Here is an 18,836-nt window from a genome sequence, read left to right as displayed (position 1 = left end):
CAGGATCGGATTATGCTATCTCAATCTGCGTTAGCCAATATGTATCCGGTTGTAATGTCGCCCAGTCATGACGGGCGGTATTTTGGTAATTATGTACAGTCATTGCTGGCTTTAGTTGCTGCGCATACCAGTGCAGGTTTTCCAATACAGGTATTTATGCATCAGGGTGAAAGTCTGATTACCCGTGCACGGAATAACTGTGTTGCAGAATTTCTGTCGCATCCGGAATGGACGCACTTATGCTGGATTGATACTGATATCGGTTTTTCACCGGAAGCTTTTCAGCGTCTGCTGCTGGCAGATCGCGATATTGTTGCAGGTGTTTATCCGCTCAAGCGTGAGTCATGGCCGGACGAAGGTATTCCTGAGCATATGACCCAGCAGCAGTTTAATGCCGCTTATACTCGCTATACCATCAATATCAGTAAGGCAGATACTAATCATGAGGTGCATGTACAGGTAGATGATGAAGGCTTTATTGAGCTGCCGGAAGCACCAACCGGATTTATGGTTATCAAGCGGGAAGTATTTATCCGGCTGATGGAAGCTTATCCTGAGTTGCAATATCAGCCTGATTCTATCGGTGTTACTGATAGGGGATATCACTATCGCTTTTACGATTGTCTTGTTGATCCGGTGACGAAGCGTTATTTATCTGAAGATTTTAGTTTTTGCCGCTTATGGAATCAGTTAGGCGGTAAGATTTATGTTGATGCACGCTCTGACCTGACCCATATGGGTAACAAAATCTATCAGGGGCCTTTTGCCCGGTCACTGGAAGCCAATCTTGCTTACGCAATAGGTGCCCCGGCAGGTGCAAAAATGTTTCTGCACCACGAACAGCCATTACAGACCAATCAGTCTCCGGCACAATAAATGTCCGGACATTAGTTTTATTCAATTCAAGGAAGATCATGAGTACTGCTTTTTTCTTTCCCGGACAGGGGTCACAAAGTCTCAATATGATGTCCGGCTTTAATGATATGCCAGTTGTTAAAGAAACATTTGAACAGGCATCAGAAGCACTTAATCAGGATTTATGGACATTGATGAATGGGGAAGACAGCACAGCCCTGAATGAAACCATTAATACTCAGCCCCTGATGCTGACTGCCGGTATTGCCACATGGCGTGTATATCAGCAATTGCTTGGTCAATTACCTGTGATGCTGGCCGGACACAGTTTAGGAGAATACACTGCGCTGGTCGCTGCCGGCAGCCTGGCATTTCATGATGCTGTGAAACTGGTTCGTCTGCGTGCGCAATTAATGCAGGAAGCTGTACCGGCCGGAGAGGGTGCCATGGCCGCAATACTGGGACTGGATGATGATATCGTGCGTCAGGTATGTTTACAGGCACAAAACGAACTATCCGGTACAGTGGCCGAAGCCGTAAATTACAACTCACCCGGTCAGGTAGTGATTGCCGGAACTACTGTTGCCATTAATCGTGCCTGTGAGCTGGCTAAAGCGGCCGGTGCCAAGCGTGCACTGCCGTTACCTGTATCCGTGCCTTCACACTGCTGTTTGATGAAACCAGCTGCAGCTAAACTGGCTGCGGCCATGGAACAGATCAATATTTCAAAACCACAAATTCCGGTATTGCATAATGTTGATGTTGCGGTGCATTCAGAACCGGAAACAATTAAACAGGCTCTGGTACAGCAGTTATATTCACCTGTGCGCTGGACTGAAACAGTAAGCAAACTGGTATCTGACGGGATAACAGAATTTGCTGAATGCGGTCCGGGTAAAGTGCTGGCCGGACTGGCTAAAAGAATTGATAAGAGCGCCAGTTGCGTTGCATTAACCAGTGTGCAAAGCATAGAAAATTTTATTGCTGCATATGCTGAGAGCTAAAGGAATAAGTTATGAATCAGGATTTAACAGGTAAAATTGCGCTGGTAACTGGTGCTACCCGTGGAATTGGCGCCGCTATTGCCCGTTTTCTGGCAGAAAAAGGTGCTAAAGTAATCGGTACAGCCACTTCTGCTGCCGGTGTGATCAGTATCAATGAAGCACTGGCTGATTTTGGCGGAGAAGGGCGGGAATTACGTATCGCTGAAGAAAACAGTATTGAAAATCTGATTGCCGACATTGAAAGTAATATCGGTAATATTGCCATACTGGTTAATAATGCCGGTATTACCCGTGATAATTTGCTAATGCGCATGAAAGAATCAGAATGGGATGAAATCATGCAAATTAATCTGAAATCTGCCTTCCGTGCCAGTAAGGCAGTCACTCGCAGTATGATGAAGGCACGCTGGGGCCGGATTATTAATATAACTTCTGTAGTCGGTTTTATTGGTAATGCCGGCCAGGCTAATTATGCTGCTGCCAAGGCCGGATTAGTTGGATTCAGTAAATCAATGGCGCGTGAAGTAGGCTCGCGCGGGATTACCGTAAATTGTGTAGCTCCTGGTTTTATCGAAACCGATATGACAAAAGTTTTACCACAAGAACAGCGTGATTTTTTTGCTGGGCAAACGGCATTGAATCATTTTGGAACTGTAGAAGATGTGGCAGCCGCAGTTTTGTTTCTGGCCAGTGAAGAAGCACGTTACATTACCGGACAAACGCTGCATGTAAACGGCGGAATGCTGATGCCCTGATATCAGAGTTAAAGAAGTTACAAAGCCATTTTTATCACCGGATGAAAATGGCTTTGTTTTGTATTGGAAATAAAGACTGTTAAATTGAAAAATCTTCTTCGTAAGAAGAATACAAGGCAGATTCAATCCGCGACCGTGTTAACCCGGGAGCAAATAAGGCCAGAAATTCATAGCCAAAACCACGCAGATAAACATCCTGTCTGAGTATTATCTGGGTAAAAGAAGGTTCAAACAGATGTTCTGCACTAATCAGCTGTAAACCTTCATCTTGTTTACTGTCAAAAGCCATGGTGGCCAGCAATCCGATACCCAGTCCCTGAGCAACATAAGTTTTAATGACATCGGTATCAGCTGAAGCCAGAGTTACTCTGGGTAATTGACAGCTTTCCTGAGTAAAAGCACGGGCGATTTTAGATTGCTCACTGAAAGCAATATCATAAGTGATGAGCGGATAAGCTGTTATGTCTTCGAGCCGTAATGGCCGCTTTAAATCAAGTAGAGGATGATTATCTGGAACTACGATACTGCGATTCCAGGCTTTACAGCCCAATTTGCGTAATTCAGGATGCTCACTTTCCATTTCCATACCAATGGCAAAATCTACCTCTCCGTCCAGTACCATGTGACTAATGGCTTTAGGGCTGGCGGTATGGATGCTCAGCTGTACCTGCGGATAACATTCAACAAACGCTGAGATAACTTTTGGCAGAGCATACCGGGCCAGTGTATGTGTTGTGGCAATGGTCAGGGATCCAATATTCTGGTCAGCAAATTCTGTACCGATACGTTTAATATTCTGTACTTCACGTAAAATCCGCTCGGCAGTTTCCAGAACAACTTTTCCCGGAGCTGTCACCGCAACCATGCGTTTGCCATGGCGAATAAATAACGGTACGCCCAGTTCTTCCTCCAGCATGCGTATTTGCTTGGAAATACCCGGCTGAGAAGTAAACAGTACTTCAGCTGCTTCTGAGACATTTAAATTCTGGCGATAAACTTCAACCGCATAGCGCAACTGTTGCAGCTTCATATTGTTTCAGCCCCTTTAAGTTTGGAATAATTTTAACTGTCGCTCAAATACAACAAAAAAGCTTCTTTATCTGTATCATAACTCAATTTACTCATTCTGACATGGAACACTTTAACTTTTAGCATAACATCTTTTTACCTTAATCTGCCGGCAGCGGATGAGTATGATAAGTGCAGCTTATCTGTTGTTTTCATACAACTTAATTAGGGTGAAGTCGTGAATTTAGTTGTAAATAAGTGACACAAGGCTTTTTTTTAGGCATCATGCACAGATAGGAAGCGGGTCGTCTAGCAGCTTCGCCTTGGTGGTTTGCATATTGACAGTTTATGCTGCGTTTTTATAGTATAGACTTGTGATTTACCAAGCTACCCGCCCGGTTTGAGCGGCCTGTAAATGGTATTTGTGTTTTGATCAGGCGAATTTCAGGCTGAATCAGCACATAACAAATTTTTTGATGAGGGAATAACATGACCAAACAGCTAAAATTGAGCGCATTGATCGTTGCTATGGCTGCTTCAACTGCCGCTTTTGCCAATGGTGTTCTACCGGGGCCCGACTGGACCGGTGAACCTGCTGGTGCTTACAATGGCTATACTACCAGTTCTGCTCCTGAAAAAGGAACTGGCGAAATTATCGTCACCCGCGAAAATGGTGCCGATGGTACACCTGAATGTGTGAAAAACGGCTATAACGATGATAATGAACCGACTTTGGGTAACAACTGTGGTCACCCCGAAGTAGCACGGGCTGTTCCTGAAACACCTAGATATGTTGACGAAACAGTACCTCTGGCTGCTAAATTCCTGTTTGGCTTTGATAAATTTACTCTGCGCCCACAAGCAATCAGTACTCTGGATGATTTGGCTGCTAAGCTGACTGACAGCAGTGTACAGTCTGTACGTATTGAAGGTCACACCGACTTTAAAGGTTCAGATGCTTATAACCAGACTTTGTCTGATCGTCGTGCTAACACTGTTGCACAGTATCTGATTTCTAAAGGTGTTCCTGCTGGGAAAGTTTCTGCAGTCGGCTTGGGCAAATCTGAAGCCCGCATGACCGAATATTGTCAGCGTGAAGTTGCTCAACTGGGTAAAAAAGTTTCAGCTGCCAAGAAACGTACTGCTTTGATCGCATGTATCGAACCTGATCGTCGTGTAGATGTTAAAATCCGCACTCTGGTATCTAAGAGAGTTAGATAAATTTTCTAATTTATATTAATTAAAGCCCTGCTTTGAGCAGGGTTTTTATTTTTACCCTAAAAAAACAGAAACATATTTATAGGTAAATTAGAATAGTTTATTTCTAGGATAATATTATTTGTCAATAAGAAAGTTAATTTGAATTAATACTTTATATAAACAACAAATAGTCAGATTAGTTTATAAATTTTAAAAAGTAAAAAAGCTATTTTAGTGTTAAGATACAAGTCTGTTGAAAGGATAATATTATGCCTTATGTTTTGTTACTATCTTAGTAAAATCTATTTTAAAACATATGGGTACAGTATTCACTAACTAATTAAACTAAAAAAATCTTGTGTTATTTAAACAAATTCAAATCTAACTTCAAAATAAATATTTAATAAAATTTAATCTTATTTCAGTATGAAATATTCTAAATTGCTGTTTTTGGTATTATGTAGCTATTTATTAGTAGCCTGCACTGCCCAGTTTCAGCGGGTTTCTAATGGTTCTGGCAAGAAAAAACATGTAACAGTAAAATTTCAGCGACAAAATACTGCGCCTCAAGCAGGGGTTGTATTGGTGCAGCCGATGGAATTACAAAGTGGCGATATTTTGTTTTCTGCTAATTCTAGCCTCAATTCACGTATTTTACGTTTATTTGGTAATACTTCAGTAAGCCATGCTTTTTTATACCTGGGAGATGGTGAAGTGGCTGAGGCTGTGGGAAGTGGTGTACATATTATGCCGCTGACTGAAAGTATTGACGAAAACCCGTTACTGGTCGTTTATCGCCATCCACAGTTAAATGAATTACAGGCTGAAAAAATCCGTGAATTTGCCAGAGCTGAGGCTGGCGGGAAGTACAATTATATGGGGATTATCAAGCAGACGCCTTATACAGTTACCCGAAAAGTGTGTGAATTGCCGGTTATTCCGCGGGCTTTTCGCCATTTGTGCCTGAATACCATGGCTGTGGTGCAGGTAACACCTTTTTCTTCAGATCGTTACTTTTGTTCACAACTGGTTGTCGCTGCCTATAATTATGCAGGATTGCCTTTAACCAAAACCCCGGCTGAATGGGTTGCTCCAGGGGATTTATTACATATGCGTGCCGGTGATATTCCTTCAGTTGTACCAGTATATCCATTACAGTATATTGGTCATTTACGCTGTAAAACTTCTTTATGGCAGCGCAATTGTTCCCTGGCAGATATCTGATATTGATAAAATTCAGATATCAGCCCGATGTATCAATCAGCAGGATATGATCAAATTACTTATCAAATAAATTAGGTCAATTAAAACATGTTTGAATTAATTTATTAATAATAAATATGTATTTTTGGCGGTCAATAGATTAAGTTTATTGTAAAAAATTAATAGTATTCGTTTTGAAATGAGTTATATCTGAATTCTGAGTAGTTCTGCTGAGAAAATCAAATACAGAATTGAAAAGGAATAATTTCAGCTAAATTTCCGGGTGCATATAAAAAGTGTAGTACACGTCTGCCATTAGTCTGAATAGCTTTTGACGAAGAATGCACAATAAGTGGTCGCATAATAACAGCTCCTCCTTTAGACAGGGTACATTCCTGCTCGCCTTTTTGGTCTCGAAGCTGCGGTAGCGTTGATTCATTGATTCTTCCATATTGATGAGTACCGGCAACTACTTTAAGTGGACCATGCTCGTGCTGGCAATTATCTATGTGTAGCCTCACAGCTACCAGTTGCTGCATATATTGTGCCGGTGGTTGTACAAATAGCATATTTTGTTTATGTGACCAGCCGGTAAACTGAGGATCAGAAAACTGATGTCTGACTGCTATGCTTAAATCCTGATGTAAAGGTACCAGCCAGTTTTTATCGGCTGATTTTTTGAATAATGTACATTGGATAGCCACCGGGTTTACTGGGAGCAAGGGAGTAAGCTGAGTATTATTTTTCAAATTGTTAGCAAGTATCTGACACCATGGTTGTGTCAGAAGCTCACGACTGCCGGCAGTAGTTAAATTAATCTGTTCTAATTGTTGTTCTATATCTGTTAGTTGCTGAGGAGTAATTAAATCATTGATAACAGCATAACCATTATGTTCAAAACAATCACGTATCTTCATTATATTTTCCGTTTGTATCTGTTTATCTGAACTAATATTAATATATTCCAATTCTATTAGGATTAAGTAGATCCTATTTATAAGATAATATATTAATATTTAAAATAATTTATTTGTAATATTTATCTATACTATAGTTTTTCAAGGTAAGCAGAATATATACTCTTTACAATAGTCAATTTCTTTCTTAATAAAATTAAATTGATTAATTTCTGTATCTCATAAAATAGCCCCAGACACTATATCAAATTTTTATGCTGTCATGTTAAAGACTGGTAGTGCTAAGCCTGTCAAAATCTGTATTCATGTCTTCATACGGCTAAAAAACTTGAATTTATCTGTATTTTTTTGCTCGTTTGTGGATTGAATTCAGACAAATATATGATTTATAGATGTTATAAACTATCATTCATCATTAAGATATTGTATAAATGAAAATTTATTTATAACCTGATATATATCATAAAAATTATGATAAAAGAAAAATATGACCAATTTTTAACTTATACTCAGGCACTTATCTGGTATGGTTTTTATCAATCAATTAAGGGGGAGCTTTATGTTTTTTAAAAAATTCTGGAGAAAAAAATCAAATTCTGATATTCAATCGGTACAAGATAAACCAATCGCTCAAGATAAAATATCTCTCGCTATTCAAACATTTTGGACACAGGTAAAAGCATCTGAGCAGACATTTAATACGCTAGAACCAATCTCTATCATGGAAAATCTCAATAATCTTTTAATAGATAATCAATTAAATGTTATTGCTGAGCTTACACGAGGAGATAAAAAAAATCATAAAATAATTTTTACGGCTGAAGGCCGAATTGAGCAGTTTGAACTAGTGAAACGAATCGTTAAACATGCACCGGATCTGAATTTTTTTGAAATAGAAGCATTTAGGACGCGGGTTGAAAATCTGGATGTATTCTCTATAACGCATCATGATCATTCTCTTTCATTGAGCCCGGCTGATTTATTGATTTATCATCATGAAGAATATCGTAAAATCTCTTTGGAAATTGCGTTTGGTAAAACTATTCCTGAAGAGATGAAGCAAATCGCCCAGTCGACTGCATTTATCTTGCTTGATCATGCATTAGGAGAATATGATTTTTCTATTAAAATCGATTGTGTCAACTTTTTAGAAATTCCCAAAGAGGCAACCGCAGTACCTCTTAATGAATTTGTAACGGTGTTTGATCAGTTATGGCAAGATAAATTAAAGCATACAGGTATTTTTCCTCTTTCTGATAAAGAGGATAGATGGAATGTATTTGAAATCAGTGATCAAAATGATCCTGATAACAAAAGATTTGTGCAAAGAAATGAGACAGCCGATGTATTGGTAGGTGATTTCAATTATTGCTATGCTTTAACTATAACAGCCGATGTGGATAGTAAGGAAAATTTATCTCTGGTTTATGAGCTAGAAGATACTATTAATCCGGCTCTACGATTTAATAAACAGGGCATTCATTGTCAAAATATCCTTTATCAGGGTGTAAGAACCATGTTATGGCATGTGCAGGATAAACAATCAGCTATGACATTAGCACAACGTCTGGCAGACCAGTATAAAACCCTTTCAGTTAAAATTGAGTGCGAATTTGATCCGGGCTGGTCACAATATTTAAGTTGGGTAGAAAAATAAAGATAACAATAGTTTTATTTTTTTATTGGTTTTCTTTGAAAATTTTATATTTCTTCTCATTCCAAAAAAAGAATAAATTAACAAATATTTAACAATATAAAAAGCCTGATGGGCTGGTTGAAGCTATTTCGCGACGAGCAGGAGTTAGCGGAACAAGCTATAGTAAAAAAGAAATAGTATTGAAAAGGCATTGATTTTACGATCTGATGATCATTTAGCATATATTGACTCTGATACAGCCGAGGCTACTATTGCTATGGGTTTGTTCTTTGATAAATATTTAAATACGTATTATTTATTGTTGCAATTCATTTTTGAATAAAATAAAAAAACCGGATAATAAATTAGTATTATCCGGTTCTAGAAATGATAGATTTTTATAAGATATCTTTTTTATCAGTTAACTGAGGTAGCAGTGCATCCTGACTTACTGATAATAGCCCGCTCTGAGTATATATACCCAATTTGTTGCGGGTATCGATAATATCCAGATTACGCATGGTAAGTTGGCCGATACGGTCAGCAGGGGAAAAGGCAGCATTATCTACTTTTTCCATGCTTAACCGCTCCGGCTGATAAGTAAGATTGGATGATTCGGTATTGAGAATAGAGTAATCATTACCGCGGCGTAATTCCAGCGTAACTTCACCGGTAATAGCTTTGGCTACCCAGCGTTGCGCAGTTTCACGCAGCATGAGCGCCTGTGAATCAAACCAGCGTCCCTGATACAGCAGTCTGCCCAGACGCAGACCATTAATGCGGTACTGTTCAATCGTATCCTCGTTATGGATGCCGGTAAGCAGGCGTTCATAGGCAATATGCAGCAATGCCATTGCCGGTGCTTCATAAATACCGCGTGATTTAGCCTCAATAATACGATTTTCAATCTGATCTGTCATGCCAAGACCATGTCGGCCGCCAATACGGTTGGCTTCCAGAATCAGCTCTACCGGATCATGGTATTCAACACCATTTAAAGCCACCGGTACACCTTCTGCAAACCGCACACTTACTTCTTCAGCCGGAATGGTTACATGTTCATCCCAGAAAGCAACGCCCATAATCGGCTGTACGATTTTCATGCTGCTATTGAGCATTTCCAGATCTTTAGCTTCATGAGTAGCACCGAGCATATTAGAGTCGGTTGAGTAGGCTTTTTCAACAGACATTTTATAGTCAAAACCCTGAGCAATCAGAAATTCAGACATTTCATGACGTCCGCCCAGCTCATCAATAAACTGTTGATCCAACCATGGCTTGTAGATGCGTAAAGCCGGATTAGTTAACAGTCCGTAGCGATAGAAGCGTTCAATATCATTGCCTTTATAGGTGGAGCCATCACCCCATATATGTACATCATCTTCTTTCATTGCGGCTACCAGCATTGTGCCGGTAACAGCCCGTCCCAGCGGGGTAGTATTAAAATAAGGCATACCACCCGTATGTACATGGAATGCTCCGCTTTGTATTGCAGCAATACCTTCATGCGCCAGCTGTGTGCGACAATCAATCAGACGGGCTTTTTGAGCACCGTATTCGAGTGCTTTTTGCGGAATAGCATCATAATCATCTTCATCAGGCTGTCCCAGATTAGCTGTATAGGCATAAGGTAAAGCGCCCTTCAGTTTCATCCAGAGTAATGCTGTAGAGGTATCCAGTCCGCCGGAAAAAGCAATGCCAACTTTTTCGCCAACGGGCAGGTGTTGCAGAATAGTGCTGTGGTTACTCATATTAACTCCCTTGAGTGATGTATTTGCAAAATATGAAAATTTATTGCCATACCAGTAGTGCATGGTTGCGTTTACCGCGACGCAAAATGGTGTAGTGCCCGAAACGTTTGTCATCGCTGCTGAATACATAATCAGCACTGTCAATTTTTTGCCCGTTAACCATGACTGCTCCCTGACTGATAAAGCCACGTGCTTCATTATTGGATTTGGCCAGTGACGCAGTGGTTAAGGCCTGCACGATATTGATGGATTCGGTAACCGGAAATGCAGGTAAGCCATCCAGAGATAATTGCTGAAAATCGCTTTCAGTAAGTGCACTCTGATCTTCGGCAAACAGGCTGGCAGAAATACGCTGTGCTGCAGCCAGAGCTTTTTCACCATGAATCAGGCGGGTCATTTCCTCTGCCAGAATGCGCTGTGCCTGTGGCTTACTACCACTGGCCTGATCGCTGGCTTCAATGGCCTCTATCTCTGCTACACTGAGGAAAGTAAAATATTTTAGGAATTTATATACATCCGCATCAGCAACTTTTAACCAGAACTGATAGAACTGGTAAGGAGAGGTTTTTTCTGCACTCAGCCAGACTGCACCACCTTCGGTTTTACCAAATTTAGTTCCGTCAGCTTTAGTTACCAGTGGCAGTGTCAAACCATAAACAGTAGCCTGATGCAGCCGGCGGGAGAGGTCAATCCCTCCGGTGATATTACCCCACTGATCCGAACCGCCGATTTGCAATACAGCACCGTGGCGGCGATACAGTTCAGCAAAATCGTAACCTTGAAGCAGAGCATAGGCAAATTCGGTAAATGAAATACCTACATCATCACGGCTTAGACGCTGTTTTACTGATTCTTTATTCAGCATGGCATTTACAGAAAAATGTTTGCCGATATCGCGCAGAAAATCCAGACAATTCATGCTGCCGAACCAGTCAAAATTATTTGCCATAATGGCGGCATTGTTACCACTGAAGCTAAGGAAAGGTTGTAGCTGCGCGCGTATTTTGGCTACCCAGTCCTGTACTGTTTCTAAAGTGTTGAGTGAACGTTCCTGTGCCTTGAAGCTCGGATCACCAATCATACCGGTAGCACCTCCTACCAGCGCAATTGGTGTATGTCCGGCCAGTTGAAAGCGGCGTAAAACCAGAATAGGTAACAGGTGACCGATATGCAGACTGTCGGCTGTCGGGTCGAAACCACAGTACAGAGTAATTTTCTTTTCGTTTAATAATGTATCAAGAGCCTGAGCATCAGTGGTTTGAGCTATCAGGCCTCGTTGCTGTAAGTCGTGAACAACGCTGGTCATGGTTGGATTTTGTTCTTTCAAATTAAATAAATTGGCTAAAATAAAGTTTGTCTGGCTCAGACTGCTCATAAAAACAAAATAGCAATATCATATTTTTGCTGGTTTTGGGTGGTTAGTCTGTTTTACCGCCTAATAATAATGATGCATTATTTTACACGATTTGTTTATTGTTGCATTTGTGGTTGTAATAAATAGATAATTCATTAGTTTGGTAGTGGCCGGAAATACTTTTTCAGTTTCTGTTTATAAATTGGTATGGTGATATTTATAATAGGTAAATCATATGGATAACCAATATCAAAGCTGATATTTATTGGTTGCCGGCAGATGGTTTAGCTAACCGAACCGAGAGGATTCGATATGTCAGGCTTAAAAATAAATTTATTATTAACCGGAATGCATAAACCAGCTACATTCTGGATAAGAATATAGCTGGTTTAAAGAGATTAATGGTTATACGTTAAACAGGAAATGAATTACATCACCATCATTTACGATGTATCCCTTGCCTTCAGCACGCATTTTACCGGCTTCTTTTGCTTTGGCTTCACCTCCGCAGGCAATGAAATCTTCGTAAGCAATAACCTGAGCACGGATGAAACCACGCTCAAAATCGGTATGAATAACACCGGCAGCCTGAGGGGCTGTATCACCTTTATGAATAGTCCATGCTCTGACTTCCTGAACGCCGGCAGTAAAATAGGTTTGCAAACCGAGTAAATCGTAGCCGGCGCGAATCAGTCGATTCAGACCTGGTTCTTTTAAACCCATTTCTTGTAGAAATTCGGCTTTATCAGCCTCATCCAGATCAGCAATTTCGCTTTCCATTGCCGCACACAGTGCAACAACAGGTGCATTTTCCTGTGCTGCCAGTTGTTGCAGACGTTCCAGATGCGGATTGTTATCAAAACCGTCTTCAGCTACATTGGCTACATACATCGCCGGTTTTACAGTAAGCAGACATAAAGGTTTAATCAGAGCCAGCTCATCCTGATCCAGTCCTGCCGAGCGTACGGGTTTACCTTCAAGCAGATGTTGCTGTAAGCGTTCCAGAATGGCCACCAGTTTTTGTGCTTCTTTATCACCGGATTTGGCTTTCTTGCTTTCGCGTATGATGGTTTTTTCTACGCTGGCCAGATCTGCAAGTGCCAGCTCAGTACCAATGACTTCAATATCCGAAATCGGATCTACCTTTCCGTAAAAATGCTCAATGCTATCATCATCAAAGCAGCGCACAACGTTTACGATGGCATCAGTTTCACGGATATTGGCGAGAAACTGATTACCCCGTCCTTCACCTTTACTTGCCCCGGCTACCAGCCCGGCAATATCGATAAACTCAACGATGGCCGGCTGCATTCGTTTGGGATTAACGATTTTAGCCAGTTCTTCCATGCGTTCATCCGGTACTTCAACAATACCGACATTAGGCTCAATAGTACAGAAAGAATAATTGGCAGCTTCAATACCAGACTGGGTAAGGGCGTTAAACAGGGTAGATTTACCTACATTGGGCAAACCCACAATGCCACATTTCAAACTCATGATATTCCTTGAAAACAGGCGATATTTAAAAATGGCTGAATTGTATCATAAAACATGTAGATACCTGTGCCAAACCGGTAAAACACTGTGTTATTCCCCTTTAAATACGCATTTATCGCTCTTTAAACGGCAGATAAGTATCATATGGATTGAAGTCATATAAAATGATTTATAAAAACAATAAAATAAAAAATTTTTCTTTTTGAGTACTTGCATAAGCAGAAAAATATCGTATAATTGCGTCTCTCTTGAAATGAGATACGGCGAATTAGCTCAGTCGGTTAGAGCAGAGGAATCATAATCCTTGTGTCCGGGGTTCGAATCCCTGATTCGCCACCAAATAAATCGCAAGCTCTAGTTGAGTTTGCGTTTTTTATTATCTGTGTAATTTTATTTGTATAGCATATAATTTGATTGTCCTGACAGTTTTCTGCGCAGATATTTTCCGGATTTATTAGTAAACTGTAAAATACAGGCAGCTGTTTATTTTGCTGCCTGTGATCTTAAATACAGATTTATGTTGAATTTTCTGGTTAACATTAACTATTGTGTACTTCTGCTTATTCAAATTAAATTCTTTGATCCATTTCCTGAGCAGGACTTTCATGATTATCTGTTTTGCTGATAACGCGCGCAGGTACGCCTACTACTGTTGAATATTCCGGAACATCATTAACTACGACACTGCCGGCACCTACTTTGGCGCAGGTATGTACACGAATATTGCCTAATACGGAGGCATTGGCTCCGATCATGACACCGTCACTGATTTTCGGATGCCTGTCACCGCTTTGTTTACCGGAGCCACCCAGAGTAACACCGTGTAACAGCGAAATATTATTACCCAGCACCGCTGTTTCGCCAATAACCACACCCGTACCGTGGTCAATCATAATTCCATAGCCCATTGAAGCAGCCGGATGGATATCAACTCCTAAAACTTCTGAAGCACGATTTTGTAAAAAATAGGCTAGAGTATGGCGATTCTGTTGCCAGAGCCAGTGGTTAATGCGATGGGTCTGTATGGCGTGAAAACCTTTGTAATACAATAATGGTAAACTATAGGTTTCACAGGCGGGATCGCGTTCATAATAGGCAACAATATCTGCCAGGGCTGCATGAATAATAGAAGTATCCTGATGTAAGGCCTCCAGATAAATCTCGAATAATGCCCGCGCATCCATTACAGCACTGGACATTTTGGTAGACAGATGAAAGGCCAGCATGCGGGCAAAATTTTTATGGCGTAATACACTCAAGTGCAGAAAGCTGGCCAGTATAGGTTCATTGCTGACTGCTATTTCGGTTTCATGACGAATGGTTTGCCACAGGTTTTCAGCCTGAGCAGCATCAGGTAAATTCATATGTTTAATTTCTCGTTTGCAGATTAAATTTATTGAATCACAATATCATATTGTTCCTGAGTGTAAGTGGTTTCTACTGCCAGAGCAATCGGCTTGTCAATAAAATCACTTAGCATTTTCAAAGAATCGGCTTCCTCATCCAGAAATAAATCTATGACGCTGGGAGAGGCTAGTATGCGCAATTGCTTAATATCAGGACGACGTGATTCGCATACTATTTCGCGCAAAATCTCATAGCACATAGTTTGTGCTGTTTTGATGCGACCACGCCCCTGACAGACAGGACAGGGTTCACACAGTATCTGGGTCAGATTTTCCCGGGTACGTTTGCGTGTTAGCTCTACCAGACCTAAACTGGTAAAACCGTTAAGTGTAACGCGGGTACGGTCGTAGGCCAGCGCTTGAGCCAGCTCGGTCAGAATTTCCTGCTGGTGTGTTTCGTTGGTCATATCGATAAAATCAATAATGATAATTCCCCCCAGATTGCGTAAACGCAGTTCACGTGCAATCACATGGCAGGCTTCCAGATTGGTTTTAAAGATAGTTTCTTCAAAATTGCGTGCGCCGACAAAACCGCCCGTATTTACATCAATGGTAGTCATAGCTTCTGTCGGCTCAATAATAATATAACCGCCAAAATCCAGATTCACCCGTGGTTGCAGAGAGCGGTTAATTTTGGCTTCGATATTGTATTTTTCAAATAACGGACAATCATCCTTAAATAATTGCAATTTATCCAGTGCACCCTGAGAATAATTCGTGGCAAATTCGTGCATGCGTTGATAATGGCTGGTTGAATCCACAATAATGTGATTGATATTGTCACTGTACATATCACGCAATACACGTAAACTCAGGGGTAAATCCTGATACAGTAATGTTTCAGGCGGACAGGTTTTGGATAGTTGCTGAATATGCTGCCATCGCTTGGTCAGATAATTGATATCAGCCTGCAATTCTGCATCAGTCGCATTTTCGGCACTGGTACGGATAATATAGCCATGTGCAGCATCTGCCGGTAACAGATTTTCCAGCCGCTCACGTAACTGGTTGCGTTCCTCTTCGTCTTCAATACGCTGTGAGATGCCGATATGCTCATCCTGGGGCAGATATACGAGAAAACGGCCTGCCAGTGATATCTGCGTAGACAGACGTGCGCCTTTAGTATTAATCGGGTCTTTGATGACCTGTACAACAATTGGCTGTCCTTCATGCAGCGTGTGTTCAATACGCTGAATCTGCTCTGGTTGCTGACGCTGCTCGAGTACATCGACAATATGCAGAAAAGCGGCACGTTCCAGCCCGATATCAATAAAGGCACTTTGCATCCCGGGTAATACACGGCGCACCACACCCAGATAAATATTGCCTACCAGACCATGGCCGCAATTACGTTCAATATGAATTTCACACAACGTATTTTCTTCTATTACGGCTACTCTGGTTTCTTGCGGAGTAATATTTACCAGTACCGTTTCAGCCGGCCGCTGAATATCCTTCGGCAGCGATATGTCGCTGTTATGCATGATGGAGCTTTCAATTTAATCAAATCACTTTGTGTAGTCTCCGTCTGTACAGATAAAAACTGTACAAAGTAATCTGGTCTGTTTGTATAGTGCGACTGACATCATAGCGCAGGCAAGAGTTCCCTGCCAAACGCAGTTGCATAAAGTTTTCTGACAAAGTAGTCTGCTAATAAATATAAAAACTTAAATTAGTAGTATTTATGTAATAGCACACCCGTTATTTTAACCGTGAGCAGCTCTTGATACATTCGGCAACTAACTGAGGACCACGAAAAATCAGACCTGAATATAACTGGACGGCGGCAGCACCAAGACGGATTTTTTCTGCGGCATCCGCTCCGGTTATAATACCCCCTGTACCGATAAGTGGAATTTGCGAATTAATGTGTGCAGATAACTGATTCAGAACATAATTACTCTGTGTCTGTACGGGATGACCAGACAACCCGCCAGTTTCCTGAGCAAATTTATGCGTACCCAGAGTAGTTCTGTCTATAGTGGTATTAGTGGCAATAATTCCGTCTATTTGTGTATTCAGTGCAACCTCTGCAATGGCTTCAATTTGCTCTTCATCCAGATCGGGAGCAATTTTGATGGCAATAGGCACATAGCGGCTTTGCTGAGTAGCCAGCTGAGCTTGACGGTTTTTCAGATGGTTCAATAATCTGTCCAGCTCTCCGGCACTTTGCAGACTGCGTAAATCACGTGTGTTAGGTGAAGAAATGTTAACAGTGACATAACTGGCATGCGGATAGGCTTTTTCCAGACAAATCAGATAATCATCCACTGCTTTTTCAATCGGTGTGGCAGCATTTTTGCCAATATTAATTCCCAATATGCCGCGATATCTACTATTTGCAATATTATTGATTAAAGTATCAATACCATAATTGTTAAAGCCCATACGATTAATAATTGCCTGTTGCTTTGGTAATCTGAATAATCGTGGCTTAGGATTACCTGCCTGAGGTAGTGGTGTCACAGTGCCTACTTCTATAAAGCCAAATCCCAGCATAGCAAGTGCATCAATATATTCACCATTTTTATCCAGACCGGCAGCCAGTCCTACAGGATTGGGGAGCGTTAGTCCCATCAGTGTTGTGGTATTGTTGATATTGTTGTCAGGCAAAATACCATTGGTATTTTTCTGCATGAATGAGAAGTTTGGTTTGCATCCCAGTAAAAAACCACAATGATAACGATGTAACCATAGCAGCGATTTTAAAGTCAGGTAATGGGCTGTTTCAGGATCCAGTCTGAATAATAATGGTTTAATAATAGGATACATGATGTTGATATTGGGAAAAGGGTGAAATATTATAACCAACAACATGGTCAAATCGAATGGAAAATCATTAAATTCGGTATGTGCAGGTGAAATAAATCATTTAATTAAAAATGGTACAGAATACACAAATTAATTAAAGCCGCTGCTGCAGAATATTTTGTGTTTTGTACTACCAGTGTTTTCACCTAATGCTATATAACAATATACCCGTTTATGATTCCGTAATTTAGAGCAGGAAATATAAACGGGCATAATAATCAGAAAATCTGTTCATTATTGCGGTTATAGCCGGATATCACCATGGTTTGTCAGCCATACCCTGAAAATTCTGTTGTAATGTGCTGCCTATGCTTCGTCCGAAGCGTTTCCAGCTGGTTTCAGCAGTGTAATCTACCAGTTCCGGAGCTTCAATAACATCGCGGGCAACTGTGTAAATATTGCCAAAATCATCTACTAGTCCGACTGTTTTGGCTTCTTCACCGGTATAGGCACGACCGCTGAATATGTCTGGATTGTCAGCAACTTTTAACCGGTCGCCACGCCCCTGCTGCACCGCCTGAATGAATTGTTTATGAATACTGCTTAACATTTGTTGCCAGATTTCCGCCTGTTCCGGGGTTTCCGGCACAAATGGATCGCCCATATCTTTATTGTTGCCGGCTATTTTTACCCGGCGTTTAATTCCAAGTTTGTCAATCAGACCTGTAAAGTCAAAACTGCTGCCAATAACACCGATACTACCGACAAGGCTGGATGGATCTGCATAAATTTTATCGGCAGCACTGGCAATATAATAACAACCGGAGGCACACATATCCTCAGTTACAACATATAAAGGTATCTTCGGATGTTCTGCTTTCAGATAACGGATTTCTTCATAGGCAATACTGGAAATCACCGGTGAACCGCCCGGGCTGTTGGCACGAATGATAATGCCTTTAACATTTTTATTCTCATAAGCTGCATTCAGGCTTTTACGTAATAATTCTGCCTGATTATTCTCACTACTGATTACGCCATCCAGATCAATAACTGCGGTATGCGGACTATCGGTGGTTGAAGATCCCATCGCTGCTATAATAATAAAGACAATAATGCACAGCCAGAGTAACCGCCAGGCCCAGCGCCAGATTCGATTGCGCCGTTGTTCGCGGTATACCTCAAGTAACAGCTTCTCCAGCATGCTACGTTCCCAATTGCTATTTTCCTCGGGATTACCATTTGCCGGTTCTGATTTATTAATTTTGATTGTCATTTGGTTTATTCTCTGCTTTTAGTTTTGATATCCGGCAAATCTGATTCTGCCAACTTTGCTTATTTTGCAAACTGGTTTATATCTGAAATCAGGCCACAATCAAATTATATCTGAATTAATATTTATGTATGTTCTTATCGATTAAGAATTCGGGTCAAGCTTTATCCGTATCAGCGTCTACATTATAATTATAATAGTGCAGTCATCAGCCTGCCAGTATCAG

15 protein-coding genes and 1 tRNA gene are annotated in these 18,836 nt (G+C 41.0%); 7 read left to right on the top strand and 9 right to left on the bottom strand.

The genetic code is table 11. The annotated features are described in order from the left end of the window. The first annotated feature begins 12 nt into the window (after positions 1–12). From GY065_RS09580 to fabG, 3 genes are read left to right on the top strand one after another with little or no spacing between them, the layout of a single operon-like run. Positions 13–876: a hypothetical protein gene (locus GY065_RS09580; protein ID WP_174833933.1), complete on the top strand. Its 864-nt coding sequence runs from the start codon at positions 13–15 to the stop codon at positions 874–876. Positions 877–914: 38 nt separating this feature from the next. Continuing rightward, positions 915–1,859 carry an ACP S-malonyltransferase gene (fabD, locus tag GY065_RS09575; protein ID WP_174833932.1) on the top strand — a complete coding sequence of 315 codons (945 nt, stop codon included), beginning with the start codon at positions 915–917 and terminating at the stop codon, positions 1,857–1,859. 11 nt (positions 1,860–1,870) lie between these two features. Then, complete coding sequence (fabG, locus tag GY065_RS09570) at positions 1,871–2,614, top strand: 3-oxoacyl-ACP reductase FabG (protein ID WP_037474829.1); 744 nt, start codon at positions 1,871–1,873, stop codon at positions 2,612–2,614. A 79-nt stretch (positions 2,615–2,693) separates the two neighbouring features. Here fabG and GY065_RS09565 read toward each other — a convergent pair whose 3' ends face one another. Then, positions 2,694–3,644, bottom strand: a complete 951-nt coding sequence (locus tag GY065_RS09565; RefSeq protein WP_037474826.1) for a CysB family HTH-type transcriptional regulator — start codon at positions 3,642–3,644, stop codon at positions 2,694–2,696. A 467-nt stretch (positions 3,645–4,111) separates the two neighbouring features. Here GY065_RS09565 and GY065_RS09560 point away from each other — a divergent pair, with 467 nt between their 5' ends. Both GY065_RS09560 and GY065_RS09555 read left to right on the top strand, forming a co-directional pair. Further along, positions 4,112–4,843 carry an OmpA family protein gene (locus GY065_RS09560; RefSeq protein ID WP_174833931.1) on the top strand — a complete coding sequence of 244 codons (732 nt, stop codon included), beginning with the start codon at positions 4,112–4,114 and terminating at the stop codon, positions 4,841–4,843. 405 nt (positions 4,844–5,248) lie between these two features. After that, positions 5,249–6,046: a YiiX/YebB-like N1pC/P60 family cysteine hydrolase gene (locus GY065_RS09555; RefSeq protein ID WP_174833930.1), complete on the top strand. Its 798-nt coding sequence runs from the start codon at positions 5,249–5,251 to the stop codon at positions 6,044–6,046. Positions 6,047–6,264: 218 nt separating this feature from the next. Here the strand turns inward: GY065_RS09555 and GY065_RS09550 are convergent, their stop codons facing one another. Continuing rightward, entirely contained in the window at positions 6,265–6,942 is a 678-nt protein-coding gene (locus GY065_RS09550; protein WP_174833929.1) for a phytanoyl-CoA dioxygenase family protein, read from the bottom strand. Positions 6,943–7,501: 559 nt separating this feature from the next. Between GY065_RS09550 and GY065_RS09545 the strand changes: the two genes are divergently transcribed. After that, the gene (locus tag GY065_RS09545) at positions 7,502–8,599 is read left to right on the top strand and encodes a DUF695 domain-containing protein (RefSeq protein ID WP_174833928.1); all 1,098 of its coding nucleotides are present in this window, start codon (positions 7,502–7,504) and stop codon (positions 8,597–8,599) included. 377 nt (positions 8,600–8,976) lie between these two features. Here the strand turns inward: GY065_RS09545 and argG are convergent, their stop codons facing one another. The 3 genes from argG to ychF form a co-directional block, all read right to left on the bottom strand. Continuing rightward, the gene (gene argG, locus GY065_RS09540; protein WP_037393055.1) at positions 8,977–10,329 is read right to left on the bottom strand and encodes an argininosuccinate synthase; all 1,353 of its coding nucleotides are present in this window, start codon (positions 10,327–10,329) and stop codon (positions 8,977–8,979) included. A 40-nt stretch (positions 10,330–10,369) separates the two neighbouring features. Further along, positions 10,370–11,635 carry a tyrosine--tRNA ligase gene (gene tyrS, locus GY065_RS09535; RefSeq protein WP_174833927.1) on the bottom strand — a complete coding sequence of 422 codons (1,266 nt, stop codon included), beginning with the start codon at positions 11,633–11,635 and terminating at the stop codon, positions 10,370–10,372. A 453-nt stretch (positions 11,636–12,088) separates the two neighbouring features. Beyond that, positions 12,089–13,180 carry a redox-regulated ATPase YchF gene (gene ychF, locus GY065_RS09530; protein ID WP_174833926.1) on the bottom strand — a complete coding sequence of 364 codons (1,092 nt, stop codon included), beginning with the start codon at positions 13,178–13,180 and terminating at the stop codon, positions 12,089–12,091. 262 nt (positions 13,181–13,442) lie between these two features. On the opposite strand from ychF, the gene GY065_RS09525 reads away from it, so the two are divergent. After that, positions 13,443–13,519: transfer RNA gene (locus GY065_RS09525), tRNA-Met, on the top strand. A 230-nt stretch (positions 13,520–13,749) separates the two neighbouring features. On the opposite strand, the gene cysE is transcribed toward GY065_RS09525, so the two are convergent. The 4 genes from cysE to sppA all read right to left on the bottom strand — a co-directional run bounded on the left by cysE (position 13,750) and on the right by sppA (position 18,613). Then, positions 13,750–14,544: a serine O-acetyltransferase gene (gene cysE, locus GY065_RS09520; RefSeq protein WP_025331328.1), complete on the bottom strand. Its 795-nt coding sequence runs from the start codon at positions 14,542–14,544 to the stop codon at positions 13,750–13,752. Positions 14,545–14,573: 29 nt separating this feature from the next. After that, the gene (gene rng, locus GY065_RS09515) at positions 14,574–16,070 is read right to left on the bottom strand and encodes a ribonuclease G (RefSeq protein WP_174833925.1); all 1,497 of its coding nucleotides are present in this window, start codon (positions 16,068–16,070) and stop codon (positions 14,574–14,576) included. 217 nt (positions 16,071–16,287) lie between these two features. Beyond that, positions 16,288–17,358, bottom strand: a complete 1,071-nt coding sequence (locus GY065_RS09510; protein ID WP_174833924.1) for a quinone-dependent dihydroorotate dehydrogenase — start codon at positions 17,356–17,358, stop codon at positions 16,288–16,290. Positions 17,359–17,653: 295 nt separating this feature from the next. Continuing rightward, the gene (gene sppA, locus GY065_RS09505) at positions 17,654–18,613 is read right to left on the bottom strand and encodes a signal peptide peptidase SppA (protein ID WP_174833923.1); all 960 of its coding nucleotides are present in this window, start codon (positions 18,611–18,613) and stop codon (positions 17,654–17,656) included. Positions 18,614–18,836 lie beyond the last annotated feature (223 nt).

Origin of the sequence: Snodgrassella sp. ESL0323 (assembly GCF_013346865.1) — a bacterium.
Lineage (GTDB): Bacteria > Pseudomonadota > Gammaproteobacteria > Burkholderiales > Neisseriaceae > Snodgrassella > Snodgrassella alvi.
This window is presented reverse-complemented; position numbering and strand designations above follow the sequence as displayed.